An 11,932-nucleotide genomic window follows, 5' to 3' on the forward strand; every position below is an offset into this window, starting at 1 on the left:
TTCAGAGTGCCTTGCGCATCTGGATAAACCGGCCACCGCCATGCCAGAGCGGACGATCTTCCGCGATCTCTATTTCGAACCCGAGCCGTTTGTAGAGCGCCATAGAGGCTTCCAGCCCGTCCGTAGTTTCAAGATAGATTGAGGACCAGTCCTGCGCTTCGGCGTGCTTCATCGCCGCGTCCAGCAGTCGACCGCCAAGTCCGAGCCCACGCGTTTCCGGCGTCAGCACGACCCAGCGCAGCTGGCCTTCAATTCCCCGATCGACCACCGCCGCACACCCGACCGTTTCACCGTCTATCTCGACGAACCAGACACAGCTGGCTGGCCGGCAGGGGATATCGGCCTCTTCCACCGTATGGCGCACATGGTCCAGGAAGTCGGCCCCATAATGATGCCCACCTTCCCGCTCATAGCCGCGCCGGTGGAGGTCAACGATGCGTTCGACATCGCCTTCGCGCCAGTCGCTGCGGATGTTGATCTCTCTTGTCATCACAATCGCTTCTTCGTCCGGCCTTCATGCGCGCGGGCACTCGCCGGGTCGTCCGGCCAGTCATGCTTTGGATAGCGCCCGCGCATATCCTTCGCCATGTCCTTGTAGCCGCCCTGCCAGAAGGCGGGCAGATCCTGCGTTGTCGCAACCGGCTTCATGCCCGGCGAGAGCATCTCCACCGTCACCGGCACGCGGCCACCGCCAATGTGCAAATGCTCAGCACACCCCCAGAAGGCCTGCGCCCGCGCCGACACCAACGGCGCGCGCGGATCGAGATAGTCGACACGCGCCGACTGGCCCGAGGGAAGCTCCAGAGACAAAGGCGCGCCTGTTCGCAGCGCTTCCTGCACTTGCCAGTCGAGGGAGGCAACAAGTACCTCGCGCACCTTGTGATCCGCAGGCACCTGCGCCCCGGCCTTCTTCAGGCACGGCATCAGCCAGCCCTCCGCCGAAGCCAGCAGGACGTCCTCGTTGAGGCCCTGCGCCTCCACCAGCCCCGATTTTTCCAGCAGGGCGAGGCGAGACAGCGTCTCTTCCACAATCTCCCCCGCCCCGATGGCGGAGAAACCCTGCTCCCGAATCGCTACCAGCATCGCCTTCGCGGCGACTTCTGCAGAGGGTTTCGGCAGCGGCGCTTCCGACAATACGATGGCGCCCAGCGCCTTCACCCGCCGGGCGGTGAACCGCCCCGTCTTCGGGTCGAACTCTGCCCGGTCTTCGCTGACGACATCACCGCTCGCCAGCGCATCCGCTTCGCTGATCGGCACTGCCAGCGAGATACGCGCTTCTTTCGATGCTCCGCCAAGATCTGCCACGACCAGCCAGTCCGACTTCGCAAGCGCGTCGCTTTCCGGCAGGGTCGCCGCCCGGCCCGATGCGAGCAGGTAAGTACTCGCACTGCCGGGCCGTTTACGCGCCACCTCATCCGGCCAGGCCCTGGCTAGAAGTTTCGCCAAATCGCCGGAAGGCGATGCCCCCTTGCCCCAGTTCTTCGCCTGCTGTTGCAGCACGCGGGCACGGGGTGAGCGTTCCTGGCGGAAGCGAGCAAGCCGCTCTCGCAGGTCCACCGATGTTCCGCCCACGCCGCGTTCTCCAGCCAGCGCCGCGACTTCTGCCGCCAGTGCCCGTTCGCCGCCTTCTGCCCCGGCGACCAGCGCGGCCAGGCGGGGCGGCAAAGGCAAACGCGACATCTCGGAACCGAGCGGCGTCAGCCGGCCCTCTTCGTCCACCGCGCGCAAGGCGAGCAGCAGATCGGCAGCGGCGCTCAGGCGGCCCGCAGGCGGAGCGTCCATCCAGGTCAGGTTCGCGGCATCCCGTTCGCCCCATTCCGCCAGCGTCAGGACAAGGCCGGACAAATCGCTCGACAGGATTTCCGGCACAGGCGCCGGCAACAGGCCGCGCGTCGCTTCCTCGTCCCACAGGCGATAGCAGACCCCCGGCTCAAGGCGCCCGGCCCGGCCACGGCGCTGATCGACCGAAGCACGGGAAGCGCGCACCGTGCTGAGGCGCGAGCCAAGCCCACCGATATTGTCTTCCGCCACCCGCGACAGGCCGGAATCGATCACGATCCGCACGCCTTCAATGGTCAGCGCACTTTCGGCAATGTCCGTCGCCAGAACGATCTTGCGCTTTCCCGCCGGTGCAGGCTGGACGGCGGCGTCCTGTTCTGCCGGGCTCAGCGCCCCGTATAGCGGAGCAACGAGGATGTCCGGACTCAGATTCTCCAGACGCTCGGCCGTGCGCTGGATCTCGCCCGCCCCCGGCAGGAAAGCGAGAATGGATCCATCTTCTTCACGGAGCGCGCGGCGTACGGCCGCTGCCATCCGGTCCTCGATCCGGTCTTCCGACCGGCCAAGATAGCGTGTCTCCACAGGGAACATCCGGCCGTCGCTCTCAACCACGGGAGCATCGAAAACGGATGACACGCGCGCCGTATCCAGCGTGGCCGACATGATCAGCAGCTTCAGGTCATCCCGGAACGCTGCCTGGCTCTCCAACGCCAGCGCGAGGCCGAGATCCGAATTCAGCCGCCGCTCATGGAATTCGTCGAACAGGATGGCGCCAACACCTGCCAGTTCCGGATCGTTCAGGATGCGCCGCGTAAACAGGCCGTCGGTGATCACTTCCACCACAGTCTCCGCAGAGACCTTGCGGTCTACGCGGGTTGTCAGGCCCACACGTTTGCCGAGCGGCTCGCCAAGGCTCTTCGCCATCTGTTGCGCCGCCATCCGCGCGGCGATGCGGCGCGGTTCCAGCATCAGGATGCGACCATGTACGACCGCCGGAAGATCCAGAAAGCCCGCCAGCGACAAGGGCACGCGGGTCGTCTTGCCCGCGCCCGGCGGGGCGGCCAGCACGAGCCGGGGCGCCTCGCCCAGGCGGGCAGAAATGTCCCCCAGCACCTCGTCGATTGGCAGGGAAGCGCGAAAATTTGCCATCGCCTGCCGCAATAAGGCCGGCCCTGCCCCTCTGGCAAGCACTGCCGCCCCGATTGCAGTACCGGACAAAGCCCCAATTGCCTTCCCATGATCTCCTCCCTAGGGTCTGGCCAGGTTTTGAGGGAGCTGTGGATGAAGTGGTGGTTTGGAATCGACCTGTGGAAGCGCGTACTTGCCGCGCTGGTACTCGGCGCGCTCGCAGGGATCGCCCTGCGCTCTAGCATGGGGCCTGACGCGGCTGCCGTTTTCGCCACCGACTGGGTCAAATGGCTGGGTGACCTGTTCCTCCGCCTGATCCGGATGCTGGTCGTCCCGCTTGTCTTCTTCACCCTCGTTTCCGGCATGATCGCCATGGGCGACCCGAAACGCCTCGGCAGTCTCGGCCTGCGGACCATCGGCCTCTATTTCGGGACCACAGCCATTGCCGTCACGCTGGGCCTCATCATGGCGACCCTCTTCCAGCCAGGCTCCAGCCTCTCGCCGGAAATGTTCGAAGGCGTCGACGGTAGCGCCATGGCCAACATTTCTGCCAAAGCTGACGCAGCAGGCGGTTTTGTCGAACGCTTCCTGGCCATCGTTCCGACCAATCCGTTCGAGGCCCTTGCCAAGGGCGACATCCTGCAGGTCATCTTCTTCGCCATCCTGTTCGGCGTCGGCATCATGCTCGCCGGCGACATGGGCAAGCCGGTCGCCGCTTTCTTCGACGGCGCCGCCGAAGTGATGATGAAAGTCACCGAATTCGTCATGGAAACCGCGCCCTTCGGCGTTTTCGCGCTGATGACCTGGGTGCTGGCCACGCAAGGCCTCGGCATCCTGCAGAGCCTTGGCGTCCTCGCCATCGCGCTCTATCTCGCCTGCATCATTCACATCCTGATCACCTATGGCGGGATCATCAAATTCGTGCTGCGCCTGCCGCTGATGCCGTTCTATCGTGGTGTCACCGACGCTCAGGCCGTCGCCTATTCGACGTCCTCGTCCAGCGCGACGCTACCCGTCACGATTGCCTGTGCCGAAGAAAACCTCGGTATCGATAAATCCATCGCCGCATCCGTCCTGCCGCTCGGCGCGACGATCAACATGGACGGTACGGCGATCTATATCGGCATGGTCGCCCTGTTCGGTGCGCAAGCGCTCGGCATCGAAGTCACGCTCGGCCAGTATGTGCTGGTGGCCCTGATGGCAACGCTGGTGTCGATCGGTGCCGCAGGTATCCCTAGCGCCGGCCTGCTCCTGTCCGGCATGGCGCTTCAGCAGGTCGGTATTCCTCAGGAAACCGCCTATCTCGTCATCGGTTTCATTCTGCCATTCGACCGGCTGCTCGACATGATGCGGACCCTTACCAATGTGACGGGGGATGCCACCGTCGCGACGGCCGTCGCCAAATGGGAAGACGAGTTCGACTACGACATCTATATCGCCCGCGATCCGGTTTGATCTTTCCCCCTACTGCCCATGGGCCTATGCTCATGGGCTTAGGGGTAGAATTCGGGCGATGAGGCAAAACCCGTGTTGCGTATCATATTGACAGGAAAGCGTGCGCCCGCGTGAGACGCAGGCCACGTACCGTTCCCACTTTCGGCGGGCGCCAGCTTGGCTGGGCGGCAGGTGTCGCCATCCTCGTGCTTGCTCTCCTCACCACAGGCGCGGCAGGTTTCTGGCCCCTCGATGCGATGGACCGTCTCGTAGACGGGATGGTGAAAGGCTTGCGCGGCGGCTCGCTCTACGACCTGATGCTTGTCGTCACCGCGCTGGGCGACGGCCTGTTCCTGACACTTGCCGCCGTGGTCACCGTCGCATCCTTTCTCTTCACCGGCGCCCGTTGGCGGGCCATGTGCTATACGCTCTGCTTCGGATCGATGCCCGTCGTCGTCCATACGCTGAAATTCTGGACCGCCCGGCCTCGCCCATCGGATATTCCGTACACCGGCATTGATGTGTTCAGCTTCCCCTCCAGCCATGTTGCGCATTCGGCGCTGATCTATGGCGCCATTGCCGGGCTGACCTTCGTGACTTTCCGCGGTTGGATGCGCTGGGGCCTGACCGGGTCATTCCTGATGCTGGTCGCGATGATCGGCGTGTCGCGCCTGTATCTCGGCGCACACTGGTTCAGCGACGTGCTGGCAGGCTATGCGCTGGCGGGCCTGTTCCTCGTCATGCTGGCCATTGCCGTGGCCAAGCACCCGGAACCGCCCAAATTTTCTCGCGGGATTCCGGTTGCCCTGTTCGTGATCGCGGCTGCCTTTCCGGTCTACCTCATGATCTCGCTGCCGGATTCCGATGCGCTTTACCGCGCCATCGAACTGCACCAGCGCCCCGGGATGTCTGTGGACGCTCCGCCCTCGCCCTGAGGCGCAAAGCGGTCTAAATCCGGCCTTCCATGCTGACCCGCCAAAAAACCCTGCAACTTGCCCTGCCGATCATTGCCGCCCAGGCCGCAACGGCCACGACCGGCCTTGTCGACACAGCCGTCATGGGCCGGTTCGGCGACAAGGCCGACCTTGCGGCCGTTGCCATTGCCGCGGTGGCCTACAGTTTCATCTATTGGGGCTTTGGCTTTCTGCGCATGTCGACCACGGGCCTTTCCGCGCAAGCCGCAGGCCGGGAGGATGAGGCTGAGAAGCGCGCCGTGTTGCTGCGCGCACTGTCGCTGGGCGGAGCGATCGGACTTGCCCTTCTGATTCTCTCCCCGGTCCTCAAACCGTTGGCGTTCGCCGCGTTCGCCAGCACAGATCATGTCGAGACGCTGGCCGGCGCCTATTTCGATGCACGCATCTGGGGCGCGCCCGCTTACCTGATGGGGCTGGCCGTCACCGGCTGGCTGCTGGGCACCGGCAAGACCGGGCAGATGCTGGCCTTCCAGGTCGTCATGAACACCGTGAACGCCGGACTCGACACCTGGTTCGTCGCGGGCCTCGGCCTTGGGCCGGCAGGTATCGGTGCCGGCACAGCAATTGCGGAATGGACAGCACTCCTGTTCGGGCTGGCGCTCGTCTTCCCGGCTTTCCGCGGCGCAGCCCCATTGTTCGATCGCGCACGTCTCGCTGCCTTGCTCGGCGCCAACCGGGATATCATGATCCGCACATTGGCGCTGGTGCTGTGCTTCGGCTGGTTCGTCCGGTCAGGCACATTGATCTCGACCGCCGTGACGGCGGGCAACGAGGTGTTGCTGCAGTTCATCACCGTCGCGGCCTTCGTCCTGGATGGTTTTGCCTTCGTGGCCGAGAAGGAAGCCGGTGAAGCCTATGGCGCCCGCAGCGCTGCCCGCCTTTCCCGCGCCATGCGGCTGACGACAGAGTTCGCCCTGATTGCGGGACTGGCCTTCGCCCTCCTCTATTTCTTCGGCGGAGGATGGGTGATCACGACGTTCGTGCGCGATGTCGAAGCGCGCGATGCCGCGCTTGCCTACCTGCCCTATTGTGCGCTCGTCCCGTTGATCGGGATTGTACCCTGGCAGCTCGACGGCCTGTTCCTGGGTACGACGCAGGGCCGGGCCCTGCGCAATGCAGGCGTGGCCGTCGCCGTGCTCTATATCGGCACGGACCTCATCCTACGTCCACTCTACGGCAACACCGGCGTGTGGATCGCTTTCCTGCTGATGTATCTCTACCGCGCCGCGGCGCTCGGCATTTATGTGCCGGGCCTCTTCAGGCGGCTGCAGCCCGCCTAGAGCGCTGATCCGACAGCATCGGACAATGTGGAGTAGCCGTCCGCACTCAACAGCACCGGCAAGCCCTTGTTGATGTTCTGTGCAAGACCCGGCCCCTCATAGACCATGGCGGAATAAAACTGCACGGCGTTCGCCCCGGCACGGATCTTGGCATAAGCATCTGCTGCACTGGCGATGCCCCCTGCCCCGATCAGGTCGAACTCGCCTTTCAGCGCGCGGGCGAATGCAGACAGGATGTCCGTGGACGGAGCCATCAGCGGTGCACCAGAGAGCCCACCTGTCTCGCTCCTGTGGGCACTTTTCAACGTGTCCGGCCGCGCCAGCGTCGTATTGGACACGATCAGGCCCGACAGCCACGCGCCCGGTCCGCGCACGACATCCACGATGTCCGTGATGGCCTGCGGATCGAGGTCAGGCGCCACTTTCAGGAAGACGGGTTTGCCTGCCTGGTCTGCGGCGCCGCAAGCGGTCAGCAAGGCTTCCAGCGAAGCCCTGTCCTGCAAACCCCGCAGGCCCGGCGTGTTCGGCGAAGAGATATTGATCGTCACATAGTCTGCATGCGGGGCGACCGCCTCGATACCGGTCACATAATCCGCGATCCGGTCTTCGCTGTCCTTATTGGCGCCGACATTCGCACCCACCGGCACTTCACCGTGATAGGCTTTCAAATTGCGGACGAAATAGTCGAGCCCTGCATTGTTGAAGCCCATCCGGTTGATCACCGCCCGGTCTTCGCTGAGGCGGAACAAGCGCGGTTTCGGATTGCCGGGCTGCGGGCGCGGCGTGACGGTACCGCACTCGACAAAACCGAACCCGAATTTTGCCATCGCATCCGGCACGTCGCAATTCTTGTCGAACCCGGCCGCCAGCCCCACAGGTGACGGCAGCTTCAGGCCGGACTTTGGCAGCACCGTCTCCAGCACCGGGTCTGCCACAGGCGGGTTCAGCGGCACGCCGAGGCGCAGCTTCAGCGCGCGGATCGTGGCCGTGTGCGCGGCTTCCGGCGGCAAGAGTTTGACGATCTCCGCGCCAAGGTCGGTCAGGCTCATCAATAGTCCTCCGGAAAGCGGAGCGCCCCGTCCGCCCCCCTCAACAGATGCCACACAGCTTCCGCCAACGACACTTCAAGCGGCGCATAAAGATGCGGGAACATCTGCCCGCCCCGGCTCGGCTCCCAGGTCAGCGGCGGCAGGTCTGCCACGGCGAAACGCAACAGGCGCACGCCTTCGGCTTCGGTAAAGTGCAACCGCGCCGTCTCCGTCACCTGCGTTCGCGTCGAGAGATGGACATAGCCATCCTTCTCGTCGACTTCGGCGCAGGTCACGCCCACCGACGAGGCGGCCTTCCAGTCGTCGCCGGTCAGCAATTTGTAGACATGGGTTTCGCGGCTGTCGCTCATGCCCGTTATTCAGCAGGCTTTGCGCAGGCTGGCAATTGCGGCAAGCTTGCCGGACTTTGCGGGGAGACGCAGATGGCCAGAAAACCGACGGAAGAGGAAATCCGCGCCATGGTGCTGCCGAACGGGCGGACCATTGGTCAGGAACTGGCCGCACTGGACGCTATTTCCCGCCTGCTTGATTCCCGCTTCGGCATGTTGGGTGTGAACTTTGGCCTCGATTCCGTGCTGGGCCTTGTCCCCATCGCAGGAGACGTCGCCACCGGTGCCGCCGGTCTTCATGCGCTGGTGACGGCATGGCGCCTGAAACTGCCGGCGTCAGCCTCGATCGCCATTATCTGGAATCTTGTCTTCGACACAGCCGTGGGCTCGGTTCCGGTCGCAGGCGATGTGTTCGACATCTTCTTCCAGTCAAACCGGAAGAATTTCCGTATCGTCCAGAAACACCTTGTCCGGCGGGCCGAGGCCCATGCTGCTTCGACCGGGGCCGCGAATATCAGGACGCGGAACTAGGCAGACTGGCAGTCGTCACCCGAACAACATCCGTCGCACGTGCGAGGGTCCATCCGCCTTCCGGCGCCTGACAGGCAGCAAACCGGCCGCGCTCCTGCCCGGCAAAGGCATAGGCCACATCGCGGCACATGACACTGACCGTCACCGGCGCCTGTTCGGTGACCACACGGGTCACCTGGCTTACGCCCGGCGTGTAAGTGACGGTGCGCACGGTCGACTGGCCCATTTCGCGGGAAACCGTCCGCTCAAGGACGATGGTCAGCGTGCGGCCATCCGGCGTGATGATTGCCTGCTTCGAACCATCGGCGCCATTGTCGAGAATGGTACGGAAGGCCTGGCGCACAAGGTCCATATCCTCGGTCATCATCGGCTCTGACGAAGTGCGCTCGATCCGGCCCACGAGGAAGGCTTCCGGCGTCTGCAGGCTGGCCGCATCGGCCATGCTGCGCACGTCCGCCTTGCTGGCCGCCAGTGCGGGTGGCGCCTTGCGGGTAACGGTCTTGCCGCTGTCTGGCGTGTAGGATGCGCGGACGAGCTGGGCAGGCTTCGCCGGCTTGTATGAGGCCGGCACCGGCACCGGGCCTTCATAGGCGGTGAAAACAACAGGTTCCGGCTTCGGCGCTTCGCTGATTGCCGGTTTGGCGGGCGCCGCGGCAGCCACCTTCTGGACAGCAGGCTGTTTGGCGCGCTGTTCGGCCAGAAGTTTTTCCGCTGCCAGACGGTCAGCCGCGGCCTGTGCTGCCAGCTGTTCCAGACGGAGGGCCTCGGCAGCATCGGCTTCAGCCTGCGCCTTCAGGGCAGCCAGGCGAAGGCGCTCGGCCTCCTGGGACTTGGCGAGTTCGAAGGCTTCCTGACGTGCTGCGGCCTCGGCGGCTTCGCGGTCGGCGCGCAGCTTGGCAAGGCGTTGGGCGTCCAGATTGGCAAGGCGCTGGGTCTCGGCCTCGGCTTCGGCGAGGCGTTTGGCTTCGAGGTCAGCAAGACGCTGGGCTTCGGCATCGGCGGCGGCCTGACGCTCGGCCTCGAGCCGGGCGAGCCGGTCTGCTTCTTCCTGTGCCACGCGCGTGGCTTCAGCATCTGCGAGACGCTTGCGTTCCGCCTCTTCGGCGAGACGGGCTTCTTCAGCGGCAGCGGCGGCAGCAGCCTCTTCCTCGGCCACGCGGGCGGCTTCGGCATTGGCGATGGCCTTGGCGGCGCGCAGGCGGGCTTCCTTGTCGGCAGCTTCCTGGGCGAGCTTCGCTTCGGCTTCCATCTCGGCCTTGCGCTCGGCCAGCATGTCGGCGACGCCCTGATAATTGAACCAGGCTTTCGGCGCGGCGGGCTCGGCAACGCTGGCCAGCGCGACGGCAGAGGCCCCACCCGGCTTCAGCGCCGGGGCCAGCGCACCTGTTTCACTGGTGCCAGTGACCGGCTCGGCGGCCTTGTCCTTGTTCTTCAGGGCATTCTGCGCGGCCAGCACGGAGAGACCGGCGAGGCCCAGAATGGCAAGGCCGGCAAAAGCCAGCTGCGAAACATCGCCCATACGGGTGGAGATGTCTTCCTGCGCCTCACGCACGGCGGGCTGCGGGCGCACGTCCGGGCGGGCGGTGGCCGCACCAGCTGCAGGCACAATGGCCGGAACCGGCGCGCGGCGCTCCTCTTCCTTGCGGGCAGCGATGTCCTCGATCACCGAGACCAGTTCTGCGTCGCTCGGCGGCGTCTTCGCCTCGGCTACCGGAACCTCGACGGCCGAAGCGGCACGGATGCGCTCAGCCTCTGCCCGGGCAATTGCTTCGGCCTTTACAACAGCCTCGGCTTCCGCGCGGCGGCGGCGGGCCTCGTCACGCGCGGCATCTGCGGCGCGGCGGCTTTCCGGCGTGCTGGAGGCGCCCGGCCGGTAGAGAATGCCTGAATCGATAGCGAGCGTGGACTGTGGCCGCGCCGCCTGGCGCGCCATCAGCCGGGCCCGGAAAGACCCTGCCTCAGCGGCCTTCCCGGCCGCCCCGTTTCCGTCGTTTTGCCTGTCGATCATGACCTTAACCCCACAGTGCAGACGATTAACCTGACCCACAATTTACGGTAAACGATTAATGTAACGAAAACCATGGCCCATCGAAAACAACTCGATAGCGGCTGACCGCTTGTCACGGGCCAGCCGTAGCCTTAATGCAACAGCCTCAAGCTGCAGCGCTCAGGGAAAAATTCTCCATGTCCACGCCGAAATCCGCCCCGAAAAAGGTCGTTCTTGCCTATTCCGGAGGCCTCGACACCTCGATCATCCTGAAATGGCTGCAAACCGAGTTCGGCGCAGAAGTTGTGACTTTCACCGCAGACCTCGGCCAGGGCGAAGAACTGGAGCCGGCGCGGAAAAAAGCGCTCGCCGCGGGCGTGAAGCCGGAAAACATCTTCATCGAGGATGTGCGCGAGGATTTCGTGCGCGATTACGTCTTCCCGATGTTCCGCGCCAATGCCGTCTATGAGGGCGTCTACCTGCTCGGCACGTCCATCGCCCGGCCGCTGATTGCCAAGCGCCAGATCGAGATTGCCGACATGGTCGGCGCCGACGCCGTCTGCCACGGCGCCACCGGCAAGGGCAACGACCAGGTCCGCTTCGAGCTCGGCTATTACGGCCTGAACCCGGACATCAAGGTCATCGCCCCGTGGCGCGACTGGGAGTTCAAGTCCCGGACGGACCTGCTGAAATTCGCCGAATCCCACGGCATCGAGATCGCCAAGGACAAGCGCGGCGAGGCCCCCTTCTCCGTCGATGCAAACCTGCTGCACTCCTCCTCCGAGGGCAAAGTGCTGGAAGATCCGGCCCAGCCCGCGCCGGAATTCGTCCATATGCGCACGATTTCTCCGGAAGAGGCCCCGGACGAACCGGAGATCATCACCATCGGCTTCGAGAAAGGCGATGCGTGTTCGATCAATGGCGAGGAAATGTCCCCGGCGACGCTGCTCACCGCCCTCAACGCCTATGGCAAGAAGCACGGCATCGGCCGCCTCGACCTGCTCGAAAACCGTTTCGTCGGCATGAAGTCCCGCGGCATCTATGAGACGCCCGGCGGCACGATCCTGCTGGTCGCCCACCGCGGCATCGAACAGGCGACGCTCGACCGTGGCGCCGCGCACCTGAAGGACGAGCTGATGCCGAAATATGCAGAGCTCATCTACAATGGCTTCTGGTGGAGCCCGGAGCGCGAAATGCTGCAGGCCGCCATCGACCATTCCCAGCGCTATGTCTCAGGCGAAGTGACCCTCAAGCTCTACAAGGGCCAGGCCTATTTGATCGGCCGTTCCAGCCCCTATTCTCTGTACTCGGAGAAAATCGTCACCTTCGAAGACGACCACGGCGCCTATGACCAGAAAGACGCCGAGGGCTTCATCCGCCTGAACGCGCTGCGCTTGCGCCTGCTGGCAGGTCGCGACCGGAAGTTCGGGAAGAACTAGTC

The 11,932-nt window shown here is 64.5% G+C and carries 10 protein-coding genes; 5 read left to right on the plus strand and 5 right to left on the minus strand.

Annotation, left to right across the window (positions count from 1 at the left end; genetic code table 11):
* Position 1 precedes the first annotated feature (1 nt).
* Together R3C98_RS03350 and hrpB are read right to left on the minus strand one after the other, a co-directional pair.
* Positions 2 to 490, minus strand: a complete 489-nt coding sequence (locus tag R3C98_RS03350) for a GNAT family N-acetyltransferase (RefSeq protein ID WP_371312699.1) — start codon at positions 488 to 490, stop codon at positions 2 to 4.
* The gene (hrpB, locus tag R3C98_RS03355) at positions 490 to 2,928 is read right to left on the minus strand and encodes an ATP-dependent helicase HrpB (RefSeq protein ID WP_371312700.1); all 2,439 of its coding nucleotides are present in this window, start codon (positions 2,926 to 2,928) and stop codon (positions 490 to 492) included. The genes R3C98_RS03350 and hrpB overlap by 1 nt, the downstream gene beginning before the upstream one ends.
* 132 nt (positions 2,929 to 3,060) lie before the next feature.
* Between hrpB and R3C98_RS03360 the strand changes: the two genes are divergently transcribed.
* The 3 genes from R3C98_RS03360 to R3C98_RS03370 all read left to right on the plus strand — a co-directional run bounded on the left by R3C98_RS03360 (position 3,061) and on the right by R3C98_RS03370 (position 6,595).
* Positions 3,061 to 4,362 (plus strand): dicarboxylate/amino acid:cation symporter, encoded by a 1,302-nt coding sequence (locus R3C98_RS03360; RefSeq protein WP_371312701.1) that lies wholly within the window; start codon positions 3,061 to 3,063, stop codon positions 4,360 to 4,362.
* Between the two features lie 110 nt (positions 4,363 to 4,472).
* Complete coding sequence (locus R3C98_RS03365; RefSeq protein WP_371312702.1) at positions 4,473 to 5,276, plus strand: phosphatase PAP2 family protein; 804 nt, start codon at positions 4,473 to 4,475, stop codon at positions 5,274 to 5,276.
* A 29-nt stretch (positions 5,277 to 5,305) separates the two neighbouring features.
* Complete coding sequence (locus R3C98_RS03370) at positions 5,306 to 6,595, plus strand: MATE family efflux transporter (RefSeq protein ID WP_371312703.1); 1,290 nt, start codon at positions 5,306 to 5,308, stop codon at positions 6,593 to 6,595.
* Here the strand turns inward: R3C98_RS03370 and R3C98_RS03375 are convergent.
* Positions 6,592 to 7,644, minus strand: coding sequence for a quinone-dependent dihydroorotate dehydrogenase (locus R3C98_RS03375; protein ID WP_371312704.1), 1,053 nt, complete (start codon positions 7,642 to 7,644; stop codon positions 6,592 to 6,594). The two genes, R3C98_RS03370 and R3C98_RS03375, sit on opposite strands and share 4 nt — an antisense overlap.
* Positions 7,644 to 7,994: a DUF952 domain-containing protein gene (locus tag R3C98_RS03380; RefSeq protein ID WP_371312705.1), complete on the minus strand. Its 351-nt coding sequence runs from the start codon at positions 7,992 to 7,994 to the stop codon at positions 7,644 to 7,646. The genes R3C98_RS03375 and R3C98_RS03380 overlap by 1 nt, the downstream gene beginning before the upstream one ends.
* Positions 7,995 to 8,066: 72 nt before the next feature.
* Between R3C98_RS03380 and R3C98_RS03385 the strand changes: the two genes are divergently transcribed.
* A complete protein-coding gene (locus R3C98_RS03385) occupies positions 8,067 to 8,504 on the plus strand; it encodes a DUF4112 domain-containing protein (RefSeq protein WP_371312707.1) in 438 nt (145 codons plus the stop codon).
* Here R3C98_RS03385 and R3C98_RS03390 read toward each other — a convergent pair.
* On the minus strand, positions 8,488 to 10,512 hold the full coding sequence (locus tag R3C98_RS03390; RefSeq protein WP_371312708.1) for a hypothetical protein: 2,025 nt from the start codon (positions 10,510 to 10,512) through the stop codon (positions 8,488 to 8,490). The genes R3C98_RS03385 and R3C98_RS03390 overlap by 17 nt on opposite strands.
* A gap of 176 nt (positions 10,513 to 10,688) precedes the next feature.
* Here R3C98_RS03390 and R3C98_RS03395 point away from each other — a divergent pair, with 176 nt between their 5' ends.
* Positions 10,689 to 11,930, plus strand: a complete 1,242-nt coding sequence (locus R3C98_RS03395) for an argininosuccinate synthase (RefSeq protein WP_371312709.1) — start codon at positions 10,689 to 10,691, stop codon at positions 11,928 to 11,930.
* Positions 11,931 to 11,932: the final 2 nt, after the last annotated feature.

The sequence above is a fragment of the Hyphomonas sp. genome (assembly GCF_041398465.1).
Taxonomy (GTDB): domain Bacteria; phylum Pseudomonadota; class Alphaproteobacteria; order Caulobacterales; family Hyphomonadaceae; genus Hyphomonas.

What these genes read in the sequence shown, in the direction of transcription:
- R3C98_RS03350 (WP_371312699.1), bottom strand. Translation starts at nt 490, where the DNA reads ATGACAAGAGAGATCAACATCCGCAGCGACTGGCGCGAAGGCGATGTC.
- hrpB (WP_371312700.1), bottom strand. Translation starts at nt 2,928, where the DNA reads ATGGCAAATTTTCGCGCTTCCCTGCCAATCGACGAGGTGCTGGGGGAC.
- R3C98_RS03360 (WP_371312701.1), top strand. Translation starts at nt 3,061, where the DNA reads ATGAAGTGGTGGTTTGGAATCGACCTGTGGAAGCGCGTACTTGCCGCG.
- R3C98_RS03370 (WP_371312703.1), top strand. Translation starts at nt 5,306, where the DNA reads ATGCTGACCCGCCAAAAAACCCTGCAACTTGCCCTGCCGATCATTGCC.
- R3C98_RS03375 (WP_371312704.1), bottom strand. Translation starts at nt 7,644, where the DNA reads ATGAGCCTGACCGACCTTGGCGCGGAGATCGTCAAACTCTTGCCGCCG.
- R3C98_RS03380 (WP_371312705.1), bottom strand. Translation starts at nt 7,994, where the DNA reads ATGAGCGACAGCCGCGAAACCCATGTCTACAAATTGCTGACCGGCGAC.
- R3C98_RS03385 (WP_371312707.1), top strand. Translation starts at nt 8,067, where the DNA reads ATGGCCAGAAAACCGACGGAAGAGGAAATCCGCGCCATGGTGCTGCCG.
- R3C98_RS03390 (WP_371312708.1), bottom strand. Translation starts at nt 10,512, where the DNA reads ATGATCGACAGGCAAAACGACGGAAACGGGGCGGCCGGGAAGGCCGCT.
- R3C98_RS03395 (WP_371312709.1), top strand. Translation starts at nt 10,689, where the DNA reads ATGTCCACGCCGAAATCCGCCCCGAAAAAGGTCGTTCTTGCCTATTCC.